This is a genomic window from Streptomyces sp. NPDC091282 (assembly GCF_044757385.1).
GTDB classification, from domain to species: domain Bacteria; phylum Actinomycetota; class Actinomycetes; order Streptomycetales; family Streptomycetaceae; genus Streptomyces; species Streptomyces gramineus.
Genome location: NZ_JBIVUX010000002.1, coordinates 490,687 through 505,870 on the forward strand (window position 1 = coordinate 490,687; position 15,184 = coordinate 505,870).

At 74.4% G+C, this 15,184-nt stretch carries 10 protein-coding genes; 5 read left to right on the forward strand and 5 right to left on the reverse strand.

The annotated features are described in order from the left end of the window. Window positions 1-14: 14 nt before the first annotated feature. A complete protein-coding gene (locus ACIQOE_RS09310; RefSeq protein WP_401410689.1) occupies window positions 15-1,598 on the reverse strand; it encodes a M1 family metallopeptidase in 1,584 nt (527 codons plus the stop codon). Window positions 1,599-1,801: 203 nt separating this feature from the next. Between ACIQOE_RS09310 and ACIQOE_RS09315 the strand changes: the two genes are divergently transcribed. From ACIQOE_RS09315 to ACIQOE_RS09330, 4 genes are all read left to right on the forward strand, one after another. Continuing rightward, window positions 1,802-4,018 (forward strand): NADP-dependent isocitrate dehydrogenase, encoded by a 2,217-nt coding sequence (locus ACIQOE_RS09315; RefSeq protein ID WP_401410691.1) that lies wholly within the window; start codon window positions 1,802-1,804, stop codon window positions 4,016-4,018. Between the two features lie 385 nt (window positions 4,019-4,403). Then, a complete protein-coding gene (locus ACIQOE_RS09320; RefSeq protein WP_365564644.1) occupies window positions 4,404-5,768 on the forward strand; it encodes a bifunctional o-acetylhomoserine/o-acetylserine sulfhydrylase in 1,365 nt (454 codons plus the stop codon). Continuing rightward, entirely contained in the window at window positions 5,765-6,901 is a 1,137-nt protein-coding gene (locus tag ACIQOE_RS09325) for a homoserine O-acetyltransferase (RefSeq protein ID WP_401411554.1), read from the forward strand. Before ACIQOE_RS09320 ends, ACIQOE_RS09325 begins: the two co-directional genes overlap by 4 nt. Before the next feature lie 145 nt (window positions 6,902-7,046). Continuing rightward, window positions 7,047-7,838 carry an N-formylglutamate amidohydrolase gene (locus ACIQOE_RS09330; RefSeq protein WP_401410693.1) on the forward strand — a complete coding sequence of 264 codons (792 nt, stop codon included), beginning with the start codon at window positions 7,047-7,049 and terminating at the stop codon, window positions 7,836-7,838. Window positions 7,839-8,063: 225 nt separating this feature from the next. On the opposite strand, the gene ACIQOE_RS09335 is transcribed toward ACIQOE_RS09330, so the two are convergent. Genes ACIQOE_RS09335 through ACIQOE_RS09345 form a run of 3 tightly spaced genes read right to left on the reverse strand, consistent with a single transcriptional unit; the run spans window position 8,064 to window position 10,614 of the window. Beyond that, window positions 8,064-8,543, reverse strand: a complete 480-nt coding sequence (locus ACIQOE_RS09335) for a hypothetical protein (protein WP_351314232.1) — start codon at window positions 8,541-8,543, stop codon at window positions 8,064-8,066. Further along, complete coding sequence (locus ACIQOE_RS09340) at window positions 8,540-9,115, reverse strand: RNA polymerase sigma factor (RefSeq protein ID WP_401410695.1); 576 nt, start codon at window positions 9,113-9,115, stop codon at window positions 8,540-8,542. Before ACIQOE_RS09340 ends, ACIQOE_RS09335 begins: the two co-directional genes overlap by 4 nt. 59 nt (window positions 9,116-9,174) lie before the next feature. After that, entirely contained in the window at window positions 9,175-10,614 is a 1,440-nt protein-coding gene (locus tag ACIQOE_RS09345) for a S8/S53 family peptidase (RefSeq protein WP_401410697.1), read from the reverse strand. A 115-nt stretch (window positions 10,615-10,729) separates the two neighbouring features. On the opposite strand from ACIQOE_RS09345, the gene ACIQOE_RS09350 reads away from it, so the two are divergent. Next, window positions 10,730-13,333, forward strand: coding sequence for a CHAT domain-containing tetratricopeptide repeat protein (locus tag ACIQOE_RS09350; protein ID WP_365568156.1), 2,604 nt, complete (start codon window positions 10,730-10,732; stop codon window positions 13,331-13,333). A gap of 88 nt (window positions 13,334-13,421) precedes the next feature. Here the strand turns inward: ACIQOE_RS09350 and ACIQOE_RS09355 are convergent, their stop codons facing one another. Then, window positions 13,422-15,149 carry a LuxR C-terminal-related transcriptional regulator gene (locus ACIQOE_RS09355; protein ID WP_401410699.1) on the reverse strand — a complete coding sequence of 576 codons (1,728 nt, stop codon included), beginning with the start codon at window positions 15,147-15,149 and terminating at the stop codon, window positions 13,422-13,424. Window positions 15,150-15,184: the final 35 nt, after the last annotated feature.

Here is a 15,184-nt window from a genome sequence, read left to right on the forward strand (position 1 = left end):
CCCTGCCGTACGGCTTACAGGGTCGCGGAGTTGTCGTGGTGCCGGCCGCCGCGCAGGCTGTGCGGGGTGGCCGGGGCCGGGGTCACCGGGGTGACCGTCCAGTCGGGGTGGCCCGGCATCCGCGGGGTCGTGGTGCCGTAGAGCCAGTCGCGCAGGAAGCCCGACAGGTCCTGGCCGCTCACCTCGGAGGCGACGGCGATGTAGTCCTGCGTCGACGCCGAGCGGTTGCGGAAGCGGTCCAGGAAGGTCCGCTCGACCCGGTGGAAGACGTCCTCGCCGACCAGCTCGCGGAAGGCGTACAGCGTCAGGACGCCGCCGAGGTAGCGCTGGCTGTCGAAGAGGTTGACCGCGTTCGGGGCCGCCACCGGCCCCGAGTCGTGGCGCCACTGGTCGCCGCGGGCGTAGGTGTCCTTCATCCGGGCCTCCATGGTGGTCATGCCCAGGGAGTCCGGCCAGCCGCGTTCGTAGCGGTAGAGCAGCCCGTAGAAGTCGGCGTGGCCCTCGTTCAGCCAGAGGTCGGCCCAGGTGGCGGGCGAGACGAGGTTGCCGAACCAGGAGTGGACCAGCTCGTGCATCATGTGCGAGCCGATCTTCGCCTCCTCCTGGAGCAGGAAGTTCGGCTTGTACAGGGTGAGGGTCTGGGTCTCCAGGCCGGTGAAGTCGAAGGCGTCCGGGTCGTCGGAGTTGCAGGGCAGCAGGCCGTACGTCTCGAACGGGAAGGCGACGCCGAGCCGGTCCTCCAGCCAGGCCACCTGGCCCGCGGTGAGGGCGAGCGCCGGTTCCAGGGCGGCGGCCCGTGCGGCCGGGACGACGTCCCGCAGCGGCAGGCCGTGCGGGCCCCGCCGGTCCCTGATCACGTAGTCGCCCACGGTGATCTGGACGAGTTCGGTGGCGATCGGCGCGCGGGACCGGTACGAGTAGGCCGTCCGGCCGCCGGACAGGCGTTCGGTGCGGGTCAGGGTGCCGTTCGCGACCCCGCGCAGTCCGCTCGGGACCGTGATGCGGAAGGAGAAGTCCGCCTTGTCCGAGGGATGGTCGTTGCACGGGAAGACGGTGTGCGCGGAGTCCGGCTGCGGGCAGACGGCGAAGCCGTCCGGAGTGGGCACCCAGGCGGTGTGCGCGAGGACGCGGCCGGGGTCGGCGCCGTACTCCACGCACACGGTGACCTGGTCGTGCTCGCGCAGCGGGCGCGCGGGGGTGATCCGCAGTTTCTCGCCGGCCTGCTCGAAGGCGGCGGTGCGGCCGTCGACGCGCACGGAGCGTATGTCGAGGCCGAGGGCGTCCAGGGAGAGGCGGGAGAGGTCGTCCGTGGTGCGGACGCGCAGGGTCGCGGTGGCGTCGATCAGGCGGGTCGTGGCGTCGTAGGCGAGGTCGAGGTGATAGGCGAGGACCCGGTAGCCGTCGTTGCCGAGGGCCGGGTAGACGGGGTCGGAGAGGGTCTCAGGGCCCGGGACGGGTGTCCCGCCCCCGGCCCTCGCGGCGCCGCTCCTCTCCCCCGTGGAGAAGGGACGCGCGAGAGCCGGGGCCCCCGTGGCCAGTACGGTCGCCGTGCCGAGCAGGGCGGCCGCCGGGGCCGTCACTCTGGTGCGATTTCTCATGGTCCGCTTTCGCTCGGGCGGCCGGCTGGTCGGTCCGGCCGCCGGTCGATGGTGGCTCGTTCGTCTTGACCACCCTGGGGACCGATCCGGTTGCCTCCCGTATGACAGACCGATCCTCCGAGTCGCGGACCCCTGTCGAGCCCGGGTCGTGCACGAGATATCTTGATGTCGAGCAATGTTGCAGACGTGGAGCGGAGCACCCGGTGACTGACTCGACCATCTTCTACACCTACACAGACGAGGCCCCGGCCCTCGCGACGCACTCGTTCCTGCCGGTGATCCAGGCGTACGCCTCGCAGGCCGGAGTCGCCGTGGACATCCGCGACATCTCCCTGGCCGGGCGCATCATCGCCCATTTCCCGGAGTACCTGAACGAGGACCAGCGCATCCCGGACGCCCTGGCCGAGCTGGGCGACCTGGCCAAGACGCCCGAGGCCAACATCGTCAAGCTGCCGAACATCTCGGCGTCGATCCCGCAGCTCAAGGCCGCCGTCGCCGAGCTGCAGGGCAAGGGCTACGCGCTGCCGGCCTACCCGGACGACCCGAAGAGCGACGAGGAGCGCGAGATCCGCGCCCGCTACGACAAGATCAAGGGTTCCGCCGTGAACCCGGTCCTGCGTGAGGGCAACTCGGACCGCCGCGCCCCCGCCTCGGTGAAGAACTACGCCAAGACCCACCCGCACCGCATGGGCGCCTGGGCCTCGGAGTCCAGGACCGACGTGACGACCATGGGCGAGAACGACTTCCGCTCCACCGAGAAGTCCGCGGTGATCTCCGAGGCCGGCGCGCTGCGGATCGAGCTGGTCGCCGAGGACGGCACCACCACCGTGCTCAAGGACTCCGTACCCGTCCTGGCCGGCGAGGTCGTGGACGCCTCCGTGCTGCACGTGGCCCAGCTCAACGACTTCCTGGCCGCGCAGATCGCGCGCGCCAAGCAGGACGGCGTCCTGTTCTCCGTGCACCTCAAGGCCACGATGATGAAGGTCTCCGACCCGATCATCTTCGGTCACGTGGTGCGCGCCTTCTTCCCGAAGACGTTCGCGCGGTACGGCCAGACCCTCAAGGTGGCCGGCCTCAGCGCCAACGACGGCCTCGGCGGCATCCTCAAGGGCCTGGAGAACCTGCCCGAGGGCGCCGAGATCAAGGCCTCCTTCGACGCCGAGCTCGCCGAGGGCCCGGCCCTGGCGATGGTCGACTCCGACAAGGGCATCACCAACCTGCACGTCCCCTCGGACGTCATCATCGACGCCTCGATGCCGGCCATGATCCGCACCTCCGGCCACATGTGGGGCCCGGACGGCCAGGAGGCCGACACCCTCGCGGTCATCCCGGACTCCTCGTACGCCGGTGTCTACCAGGCCGTGATCGAGGACTGCCGGGCCAACGGCGCCTACGACCCGTCCACCATGGGCTCGGTCCCGAACGTCGGCCTGATGGCGCAGAAGGCCGAGGAGTACGGCTCCCACGACAAGACCTTCGAGATCGCCACCGCCGGCACGGTCCGCCTGGTCGACGCGGCCGGTGCCGTCGTCATCGAGCAGCCGGTCGCCGCCGGTGACATCTTCCGCGCCTGCCAGACCAAGGACGCGCCGATCAAGGACTGGGTGAAGCTGGCCGTCACCCGTGCCCGCGCCACGGGCGACCCGGCCGTGTTCTGGCTGGACGAGGGCCGCGCGCACGACGCGCAGCTGATCGCCAAGGTCAAGGAGTACCTGCCGGAGCACGACACCGAGGGCCTGGACATCCGGATCCTGGCGCCGGTCGAGGCCACCAAGCTGTCCGTGGAGCGCATCCGGCGCGGCGAGAACACCATCTCCGTCACCGGCAACGTGCTCCGTGACTACCTGACCGACCTCTTCCCGATCCTGGAGCTGGGCACCAGCGCCAAGATGCTGTCGGTCGTCCCGCTGATGGCGGGCGGCGGCCTGTTCGAGACGGGTGCCGGCGGCTCCGCGCCCAAGCACGTCCAGCAGCTGGTCAAGGAGAACTACCTGCGCTGGGACTCCCTCGGCGAGTTCTTCGCGCTGGTCCCCTCCTTCGAGCAGTACGCCACGGCCACCGGCAACGCCCGCGCCAAGGTGCTCGCCGACACGCTGGACCGCGCCACGGCGACCTTCCTCAACGAGGACAAGTCCCCGACCCGTCGCGTCGGCGGCATCGACAACCGCGGCAGCCACTTCTTCCTGTCCCTGTACTGGGCGCAGGAGCTGGCCCGGCAGACCGACGACGCCGAGCTGGCCAAGGCGTTCGCGCCGCTCGCCGAGACGCTGACCGCGAACGAGCAGCAGATCGTCGACGAGCTGCTCGCCGTGCAGGGCTCCCCGGCCGACATCGGCGGCTACTACCAGCCCGACAAGGCCAAGGCGGACGCGGTCATGCGCCCCTCGGCCACCTGGAACGCGGCGCTCGCGGCCCTCTGAGCCGGCCCCGCCGCTCCAACCGCTCCACCGCTCCGGGGACCCGCCACGGGTCCCCGGCCGACGGCTGCGCCCCGGCAGGCATCCCGCCCGCCGGGGCGCAGCCGTGTCCGCCCCTCGTGACGTGCGTGTGTCGTTCGTGAAGTCTGCGTGTCGCGCACGGCGGGCCGCTGGCGGGCCGTGATCCGCCGTGGTTCGCTCGACGCATGACGGTGCTGGTCACCCGACGCCATGTCGATCATGTGCGTGTCACCACCACGGGGTGTCGCGCCGAGAGCTGACGCCCCGCTCCGGCCCGGCCCCGCCCTGCCCCGTTCTGCCCCGTTCTGCCGACGACGCGTGCCCGCACGCGCACGCCGTCCTGCCTTCCCGCACGAGGAGCAGCACCATGAGCCAGCCCATCGACTCCGTCACCGCCGGTCACACGCCCGACGAGCCGCCCGCCGGACCCGACACCTCGGCCTGGTCGTTCGAGACCCGGCAGATCCACGCCGGAGCCGTCCCGGATCCGACGACCGGCGCCCGTGCGACGCCGATCTACCAGACGACCTCGTTCGTGTTCCGCGACACCCGGCACGCCGCCGACCTGTTCGCCCTCGCCGAGCCCGGCAACATCTACACCCGCATCCACAACCCCACCCAGGACGTGTTCGAGCAGCGGATCGCGGCCCTGGAGGGCGGCGTGGCGGCGGTGGCGCTGGCGTCCGGGCAGGCCGCGGAGACGCTGGCGATCCTGACCCTGGCGGGGGCCGGCGACCACATCGTGTCGAGCACGTCCCTGTACGGCGGCACCTACAACCTGTTCCGGCACACCCTGCCGAGGTTCGGCGTCGAGGTGTCCTTCGTGGACGACCCGGACGACCCGGAGGCCTGGCGGGCGGCCGTCCGCCCGAACACCAAGGCGCTGTTCGCGGAGACGCTGGGCAACCCGCGCGGCAACGTGCTCGACGTCCGGGCGGTCGCGGACGTGGCGCACGCGGCCGGCGTGCCGCTGATCGTCGACAACACCGTCCCGACCCCCTATCTGCTGCGGCCCCTCGAACACGGCGCGGACATCGTGGTGCACTCGGCGACCAAGTTCCTCGGCGGGCACGGCACGGCCATCGCCGGTGTGGTGGTGGACGGCGGCGGCTTCGACTTCGGCGCGCGTCCCGACCGCTTCCCCGACTTCTCCGAGCCCGACCCGAGCTACCACGGACTGCGCTACTGGCCGGCGCTCGGTCCGGGCGCGTACGCCGTCAAGCTGCGGGTGCAGCTGCTGCGCGACCTCGGTCCGGCGCTCTCCCCGCACTCGGCGTTCCTGCTGCTCCAGGGCGTGGAGACGCTGAGCCTCCGGCTGGAGCGGCACTCCGCCAACGCGCTGGCCCTGGCCGAGTGGCTGGAGGGGCGCGACGAGGTCGCCGCCGTGCACTATCCGGGGCTGCCCTCCAGCCGCTGGTACGAGGCCGGGCAGCGGTATCTGCCGCACGGCGCGGGCGCGATCGTCTCCTTCGAGCTGCGGGACGGGATCGAGGCGGGGAAGCGGTTCGTCGACGCCGTCGAGCTGTTCAGCCACCTCGCCAACATCGGCGACGTCCGCAGCCTGATCATCCATCCGGCGTCCACCACCCACAGCCAGCTCGACGAGGAGCAGCTGGCGGCGACCGGCACCGCACCGGGCCTGGTGCGGCTGTCGGTCGGCATCGAGAACCTGGCCGATCTCCGGGCCGACCTGGAGGCCGGTTTCCGCGCCGCCAAGGGCGCCGCGTCCTGAACGCCGTACCGCCTTCCGAAGTGCCACTGCCGGCGGCCCGGCGTCAGGAGGATCCGCCGGGCCGCCGGCAGTGGCGCGCGCTGCAGAAGCCGCTGCCCCTGGAGGCGGGCGGTGAACTGCCCGGGGTCCGGCTGGCGTTCGAGACCTGGGGACGGCTCGCGCCGGACGCCGGCAACGCCGTGCTCGTCCTGCACGCGCTGACCGGTGACAGTCACGTCGCCGGGCCCGCCGGGCCGGGACATCCGACGCCGGGCTGGTGGGAGGGCGTGGTCGGGCCGGGTCTGGCGCTGGACACCGACCGCTGGTTCGTCGTCGCCCCGAACGTCCTGGGCGGCTGCCGGGGCAGCACGGGCCCGTCCTCCCCGCGCCCCGGCGCCCGCGGCCCCTGGGGCAGCGCGTTCCCCTTCCTGACCCAGCGGGACCAGGTCGCCGCCGAGGCCGCGCTGGCCGACGCCCTGGGCATCGGGCGGTGGGCCCTGGTAGCCGGTGGTTCGATGGGCGGCATGCGGGCCCTGGAGTGGGCGGTGACGTACCCGGAGCGGGTCGGCGCCCTGCTGCTGCTCGCCACCACGGCGGCGGCCGGCGCGGAGCAGATCGCCTGGGCGAACACCCAGCTCACCGCGATCCGCGCCGACCCCGGATGGCAGGGCGGCGACTACCACGGCACGGGCCGGGCCCCGCACGCCGGTCTGGGACTGGCCCGCCGGATCGCCCATGTCACCTACCGCAGCGAGCCCGAACTCGCGGTGCGCTTCGGACGGCGGGCGCAGGGCACCGAGGATCCCCTGTCCGGGGGCCGCTACCAGGTCGAGTCCTACCTCGACCACCACGCCGCCAAGCTGGTCAGGCGCTTCGACGCGGGCAGCTACGTCGTGCTGTCCGAGGCGATGAACGCCCACGACGCCGGCCGCGGCCGGGGCGGACTGCGCGCCGCCCTGCGCCGGGTCACGGCCCGCACCCTGGTGGCGGGGGTGGACTCCGACCGTCTCTATCCCCCGGCCCAGCAGGCCGAACTGGCCGCCCTGATCCCGACCGCCGACACCCTGCGGCTGGTCGAGTCCCCGTACGGGCACGACGGCTTCCTGATCGAGACCGGACAGGTCGGCGCGCTGCTGCGGGAACTGCTGGCCTGACGGCCCACCGCCGCGGGCCGCGACCGCTCGCCCGGCGGGGACGACCCGGTGCCGGGGAGATCGCCGACCGTCACGGCTCGGCCGGCCGGCGATGTGACACCGTGATCCCGCACCCCGTCACCGCCAACGCCCCCGGGAGCCGCCCGTGTCCGAGCCGTCGTACGACCTGCTGCCCGGCGCCGCCGAGTCGCCCGTGATCCTGCACGTGCCGCACTCGGCCCGGGAGATCCCGGCCGCGGTGCGCGACGGCATCGTGCTGGACGACGCCGCTCTGGAGCGGGAGCTGGACCACATCACGGACGCGCACACGGCCGGGATCGCGCGGGCGGCGGCCGGGCTCGCCGCCGTGACCCCCTGGCGGTTCGTCAACCGGCTGTCCCGGCTGGTGGTGGACCCGGAGCGGTTCCCGGACGAGCGGGAGGAGATGCTCGCCGTGGGGATGGGCGCCGTGTACACGCGGACCACCCACCGGGAGGTGCTGCGCGAGGAGCCGGTCGATCACGGCCCGCTGGTCGAGCGGTACTTCCGGCCGTACGCGCGCGCCATGACCCGGGCCGTGGCGGGGCGGCTGGCGGCGACCGGACGGGCCGTCGTGATCGACGTGCACTCCTATCCGAGCCGGGCGCTGCCCTACGAACTGCACGGGACGGGGCCGCGGCCGCCGGTGTGCCTGGGCACGGACGTCTTCCACACCCCGGCCGGGCTGACGGCGGCGGCCCGCGCGGCCTTCGCGGGGTGCGGACGCGCGGAGCTGGACAGCCCGTTCGGCGGGACCTACGTGCCGCTGGAGTTTTACGGGTCGGACGCGCGGGTCCAGGCCCTGATGATCGAGATCCGCCGCGACCTCTACATGACCGAGCCGGGCGGTCCGGCGGGGCCGGGAGCGGACCGGCTCGCCGCCGCCCTGGCCGCGCTCGTCGACACCGTCGCCCGCTGACCCTCCGGCCAGACCGTCTCCGCGCGACACGCGGCGGGGGGCCGTACGACCGTGGTGGCAGGCCCCCGGAGGTGTCCGCGTCCCGCCCGCGCCCGGGGCTCCGGCGGCCGGCTCCCGGGCCGTACGCCGCCGGCACGGGACCGGCGGCGTACGGCCCGCAGAGACCTGCTCCGGCCGGGAGCCGCCACCCGGTCCGTCACCCGGCGCGTCCGGGTGCCGCCGGACTCACACCCGCAGCCACTCCGTGACGATCACGTCGCCGCCGGTCCGCAGCCGGAGCGCGAACGGTCCGACGGGCGCGGTGTCGCTGGCGAACCGGCCCATGCCGTCGGCCGTGAGGGCACCGCCGGCCGCCGGGGTGCCGAGCAGCTCGATGCGCGCCGGCTGCGGAGGCAGCAGCTGCCCGAGCAGTCCGTCGCCGGTGACCTCGATGTCCACCGTGAGGTCGCCCGCCTGGAAGGTCAGCATCCGGGGCGGTGCCTCGGCCCCCCTGACCGGGATGGCGTCGACGAGGGAGTCGAAGGTCAGCTCGGCGATCCGGGCGTCCAGGTCGTGCAACGCGTAGGCGTCCATGGCCAGTTGCAGCAGTCCGGCCGGGAGCGGGTCGAGGACCGCGGCCGCCTGGCGCAGCTCCTCCTCCAGCAGGTCCGCGTCGAAGGCGGAGCCGTCGAGGCCCTCCTCCACCGGGAATCCGTCGTCGCTCATACCGCACCCCTCGCGTCGAGCCGGGCCCGCAGCCGGCGCAGACAGCGCTGGCGCAGCGGGCCGATGCTGCCCACCGCGATGCCCAGCGCCCCGGACACCTCGGCGTAGCTGGGCGGCGGCGAGGCCATCAGCACCCGCAGCAACTGCCTGCACCGGTCGCCGAGTTCCTCGAACTCCTGCCACAGCAGACGGATCAGCTCGGCCTCGTCCGCCCGGTCCTCCGCGTCGATCAGGGACTGCTCGGGCGTACGGTCCTCGCTGACCCGGTCCAGGACCTGCGGATCGTCGGTGGGCATCAGGCGGGTCAGCCCGCGGATCACCTTCAGGCACTCGTTGCGTGCGGTGCTGGCCAGCCAGGAGCCCGCCTTGTCGGGCTCCCGGATCCGGCCCAGATGCTGGGCGAAGCGGAACCACACGGTCTGGTACACCTCGTGCCCGTCGGCGTCGGAGAGCCGATGCGCGCGCACCACGGACCACACCAGCGGGCTCAGCCCCTCCACGAGCGCCTTCCAGGCCGCCGCGTCGCCGTCGACGGCGGACTGGACCAACGCGCCGACCTCTGCTCGGTCCACGGTCCCACCCCTCGTGTACGGGGAGTCATCGTACGCCGTGGAGGGGAGTGTTCCGGAACTCAGGGCGCGGGAGCCGGCTGGACGACCGGGACCGGCTGCCAGCTCGCCGGCCGGAGCGCCGGTACATGGGCCCCGCGCACCTCGGCGTAATCCGTGACGCCCGCCATGAGCCCGGTGCTCGCGGCGCGCGCGTCCGGCTCCTCGGCCGTGCTCATCCGCTCGGCGACGAGGCCGGCGGCGATGGGGGTGGCGAACGACGTTCCGCTCCACTGTGCGAACCCTTCGAACATCACTTGATCGGGTTTGCCGGGGCCGGTGGTCCCGGTGTCGGTCAACACGCCGGTGTGGCGCGGGTACTGGCAGGTGCAGGCGTAGCCGAAGCCGTACCGGCAGGCCTCGTAGGTGGTGTGCTGGTAGACGTACGGCACCGGGGTGTCGAACCCGGCCAGGGCACCGGTCAGTTGCTCACCGGGGGCGTAGACCTTGACCCAGCCGCCGTGGTTGGTGAAGCAGGCGCCGTACTCGCCGTCGCTGCGCAGCGCGCCGACCGAGAGGACGGCGTTCTCGTAGCCGGGCAGTGCGGCGTAGGCGGCGGGCCAGAACGGGGTGGCGCTGCCGTTGTTGCCTGCGGCGGCGACCAGCAGGGTGCCGGGCCGGTCGCGCAGGGCCTGCATGAAGTTCTCGACGCCGAGCAGTCCGTCGGCGCTGCCGTTCGGCGTGCCGGCGGAGAGGCTGATGATGTCCGGCCAGCCGTGCCGGTCGACGGCCTCGAAGAGTTTGGCGCCGAACTCCGACTCCAGGATGGCGCCCGCGTCGTTGAGGGTGTTGGTGACCGTGATGTCGGTGTTGGGCGCCAGGGCCGCGACGAGTCCGGCGATGAACGTGCCGTGGCCGACGTACTGCTGGAGGACGCCGTCGGCGTCGGTCTCCGCCAGCTGCGGGTCGCCCTGGACGCGGGCCAGGAGCGGGTAGCTGCGGTAGTCGTGCACCAGACCGGTGTCGATCACCAGCACGCCGACGGCGGTGTCCGGGTCGTGGGCGCCCTCCACCGGCCGCGGGTTGGGGGTCTGGCTGAGCAGGGCGGGCACCGGCTCGGCGGGGTTGCAGGCGTTGACCGTGGTGGACACGACGTGGTTGCGGCTGACCAGGCGGCGCCCGGCCCGGCCCTCCGCCTCCCGCAGCGCGCGCAGCGCGTGGCCGACCGCGTGGTCGCCGGTCCGGTCGCCGTGCTCCGGGTCGCCGACCCGGATGCGGGTGATGCCGGTGCGGTTGGTCTCCGGGCCCGCCCGGCGCACCTGGTCGGCGACGAGGCCGGTGGTGGCGGTGAAGTGGGCGCGGACGGTGTCCTCGACGGCGCGGGCCTCCTCGCCGTCGCGGGCGAGGACGACGCCCTTCTCGTAGAAGAACTCGGCGGAGTCGTCCGGCCCCATCGCCAGCGGAACGTCCGGCATCGAGCGCTGGATCTGATCGAACTGCTCGTGGAATCGCTGAGGTGCCATGGCCTGTCGTCCTCCCCCGGAAAAACGGCGTTCTTCAGTCAGAGTCTCGCGCCCGCCGTCTGATACAGCGCCAAACCAGTGGGGCATGTATGCCCAGGCCACTACCATCCGAGAGGTGACAGCGGGAAGCGAATCGGTGACGGAACTCCTGCCGATGGTGTTCGCCGCCCCCGGCGAGGCCCTGGCACGCGCGGAGCGGCTCCTCGGGTCGGATCCGTCGCCGCTGGACGCGTCCGTCGCCCACCAGGTCGTCGGCATCTGGCAGCGCGACTTCGGGGACCTCGGCGTCGCCCTCGAACACCTGCGGCGCGCCCGTGACTTCGCGGCGCGCGCGGACTCCGCGGAGCGGGAGGCGGACGTCCTCGCCACACTCGGGGTCGCGCTGGTGCACGCGGGCCGCACCCGCCAGGGCCTGACCGCGTTCGAGCGCGGGGTGGCCCGGGGCAGCGGGCACACCCGGGCCCGGGTGCTGTACCGCAGGGCGTACGTCTGGTGGGTGCTGGGCCGGCACAAGGAGGCCCTGGAGGACGTGCGGCGGGCCATTCCGGTGCTGCGCCAGGCCGACGACGTCATCTGGACGGCCCGCGCGCTGACGCTGCGGGCCACGGTGCATCTGGCCCTCGGCGCGGTGGACCGGGCGGACGCGGACTTCACGGCGGCGGAGCGGCTGTGGGAGACGACGGGCCAGGAGCACGACAAGGCGGACGCGGTGGAGAGCCGGGGCCTGGCCGCGTTCCGGGCGGGCGACATCCCGGCGGCGCTGCGGCTGCTCGCCGAGGCCGAGGAGCGCTACGCCGAGCTGGGCACGCCGACGTTCATGCTGTGCATCCGGCGCTGCGAGGTGCTGATGGCGGCCGGGCTGGCGCCCGAGGCGCTGGCCGAGGCGGATGCGGCCATCGCGGCGCTTGACCGGCTCGGCGGGCAGTCCACGCGCAAGGCCGAGCTGCTGCTGGCCGCCGCCCGGGCCGCGCGGTCGGCGGGTGACGCGCAGACGGCGATCGCCCGTGCCGCGGTCGCCGTACGGCTCTTCTCGGGGCAGCGGCGCGGCTGGTGGGAGACGCACGCCCGGCTGGTGCTGATCGAGGCACGGGTGGCGGGCGGGGCCGTCTCCGGACGCCTGGTGCAGGACGCGGCGGCGGTCGCCGACCAGCTGGCGTCCTTCGGGGCGCCGGCCGCGCCGGAGGCCTCGCTGCTCGCGGGGCGGATCGCGCTGGCGCTGGGCTGGACGGCGGACGCGGAACGGCATCTGGCGGTGGCCGCGCGCAGCCGGCACGGCGGACCGCCGCTGGCCCGGATGACCGGCTGGGCGGCGCAGGCGCTGCGCGCCCGGTCGGCCGGTTCGCGACGGGGCGTGCTGGAGGCCTGCCGGCGCGGCCTGGACGTCCTCGACGACCACCGGATGACGCTAGGCGCCTCGGAGTTGCGGGCCCGGGCCACCGCGCAGGGCGCGGAGCTGGCCGCGCTGGCGCAGCAGGCGAGCCTGGCGCACGGCGGACCGCGCAGGCTGCTGGAGTGGAGCGAACGCTGGCGGGCCACCGTCCTGTCCACTCCCCCGACCCGGCCGCCCGCCGACCCGGCCCTGCTCACCTCGCTCACCGCGTTCCGCGAGATCGCCTCCCGTGCGGAGGACGCCCGCAGGCAGGGCCGTCCGGTGCCCGCCCTGGAGCGTGAACAGCGCCGTCTGGAAGGGGAGATCCGCTCCCGGACCCATCACATCCACGGGGACGCGCCCGGTGGCGGCGACCGCTTCGACCCGGCCCGCCTGCTCGACCGGCTCGGTGACGGCCGCCTGGTCGAACTCGCCGTGCTGGAGGGGCGGGTGCACGTCCTGCTGTGCGGGCAGGGCCGGGTGCGGCGTTTCGCGGGCGGCCCGCTGGCGGAGGCGGTCGCCGAGGCCGAGCACGTCCAGGCGGGGCTGCGGCGGCTCGCGCATCCGGGAGCGGAGGCGCGGCTCGCGGTGGTGGAGGCCGGCGGGCGGCGCCTGGAGGAACTGCTGCTGGGCGCGGCGGCGGACCAGCTCGGCTCGGGTCCCGTGGTGATCGTGCCGCCGGGGGCGCTGCACCGGGTGCCGTGGGCCCTGCTGCCCTCGCTGCGGGAGCGGGTGCTGAGCGTGTCGCCGTCGGCGGGGAGCTGGCTGCGGGCCCGGGAGACCGAGCCGCCGCCGGGCGGCCGCCAGGTGCTGGTCCGCGGGCCGGGGCTGGCGACCGGGGGCGCGGAGGTGCCCGAGATGGCGGGCCAGTACGCGACGGCACGGATCCTCGACCACGACGAGGCCCAGGTGCCCGCCGTCCTGCGCGAGCTGGACGGGGCGGGGCTGGCGCACATCGCCGCGCACGGCACGTTCCGCGCCGACAGTCCGCTCTTCTCCTCGCTGCGCATGGCGGACGGCCCGCTGATCGTCCACGACTTCGAGCGCCTGGCCCGCAGCCCCTACCGGATCATCCTGTCCAGCTGCGACACCGCCCGCCTCGCCTCGGTCGGCGCCGACGAACTCCTCGGTCTTGTCACGGCGTTGCTGCCGCTGGGCACGGCGGGCGTGGTGGCGAGCAGCGCGCCCGTCAACGACGCGGCCGTGGTCCCGCTGATGCTGGCCCTGCACAAGGGGCTGGGCGCCGGTCTGTCGCTGGCGGAGGCGCTGCGGGATGCCAGGGCCGCCCTGCCGGGCGACGCGGTCCACCAGGCGACGGGCTGGGCGTTCGCGGCCTTCGGGGCGGCCTGAGCGGAGCGGGCCGAGGAGCGCCGGCGGCGCCCCGCTCCGTCATGGCGGAGCGCGCCGCTCCCCGCGCCCTTTCGCGGCCCGGGATCGTTCACGCCGTTCTCCGCTCGGGCTCCTCCACCAGCCAGGGCAGGGCCGCCCGGTCGCTCGCGCCGAGGCGGGTGTACGCGCCGTAGAGGTGGTTGCCCACCGTCCGTACGGACAGCGTCAGCCGCTCGGCGATCTGGCGGTTGCTCAGACCGGCCGCGGCGAGGGTGACGATCTGCCGCTGCCGGGCGGTGAGTTCACCGAGGACCAGGCCGGACAGGGCCGGGGTGCGGGCGCCCTGGCAGCGCCGGGCGAGGGCGACGGCGCGGGTCCGGGAGAGACGGGCGGCCCGCGGGTCGCGGTGCGCGCGGGCCGCCTGGGCGTGGGCCTCCGCGGCGAACAGCAGCAGACCGCGTTCGGCCAGCGCCTCGGCGGCCCGGTCCAGGGCGGCCCCGTCCTCGTCCGCGAGGGCCTGCGCGTGGCGGGCGAGCACGCCGGCCGGCCGCTCGGCGGACCCCGCCGGCTCCCCTCGCCGTACCGCGCCGTAGTGCGCGAGACCCCCGTCCCCGCGCACTACGGCAGCTTCTCCCGACTCGGCCGCGGCACGGGCGAGTTCGGTACGGCAGGAGGCGTCGCCCGGCGCCGTCCGCAGTCCCTCCCTCGCCCATGCCGCCGCCTCTCGCAGCTCCCCCCGAAGCCGCGAGTACCGGGCACGCACAGCCGCGTACCCGGCCGGAACGGGCAGGCCTCCCGCTGCCAGCCACTCCCCCACCGGGGCCGGCGCCTCCCGTACGTCCAACCGGTCGATCCGTTCCGCGAGTTCTTCCTGTTCGTCCTTCAGGGCCGGTTCGCACTGGCCGGCGGTGCGGGCCAGCCTGCGGGCCCGGAGCCGGCCCACGCGGGCGCGCAGCGCGGGGCCGTGCAGCGGATGGGCGAGGCGGACCGTGCCCCGGTCGTCGACCTGGATCAGGCCGTCGTTCTCCAGCCGTTCCAGGACGGCGAGGTCGAGGCCTTCGTCGAGGTGCGGCGGCAGCGGCTCGGCGAAGGCGAGCCGTTCCAGGGTGTCGCGCTCGCCGGGGTCGGGGCGGTCAAGGAGCGGCGCGATCCGGTCCCGTACGGTCGCGGTGAGCGGCAGCGGGCCGCGCCAGGACCACTCGCCGGTGTCCGGGAGCCGGTGCAGCGCACCGGACGCGCGCAGCGCGCCGAGCAGGTCCCGCAGCAGCCCCAGGTCGCCCCGGCACATCCGGTGCAGCCGGCGCACGGTGAGCGGGTCCAGGCCGCCGCCCGCCAGGAGCCGGGCCGTCTCGTCGTACGGCAGGGGCTCCAGGGCGAGGCGGGTGAGGAGTTCCCCGGTCCACAGGCGCGCGACCGCGCCGGGCAGGGGCGCCGGGCCGGTGGCGGCGACCACGAGGCGGGTGCGGCCGTGCACGGCGAGCTGGTGGACGAGTGCGGCGGAGGCCTCGTCGAGGAGGTGGGCGTCGTCGACGACGAGGAGGCGTACCCCGGCGAGCTGCCGGATCGCGCCGGGCAGCGAGAGCCCGCCGGGCAGCAGGTGCGCGAACGCCGCGAAGGGCAGCGCGGAGGTCTCCGGGGTGCCGGTCACCCGCACGCAGTCGGTGCCGCGCACGGCCTCCGTGATCAGCCGGGTCTTGCCGCCGCCGGCCGGCCCGGTCACCAGGACTCCCTGCCGGCCGGCGCCCAGCGACCGCCTGACCAGCTCCAGTTCGTCCTCCCGGCCGGTGAAGGGCCAGGGCGGTCCGAGGGGTCCGGTGTCCTGTTCGTAGCTCGTCACACGAGTATGAGTCGGGTTGCTCAGCCCTGATACAG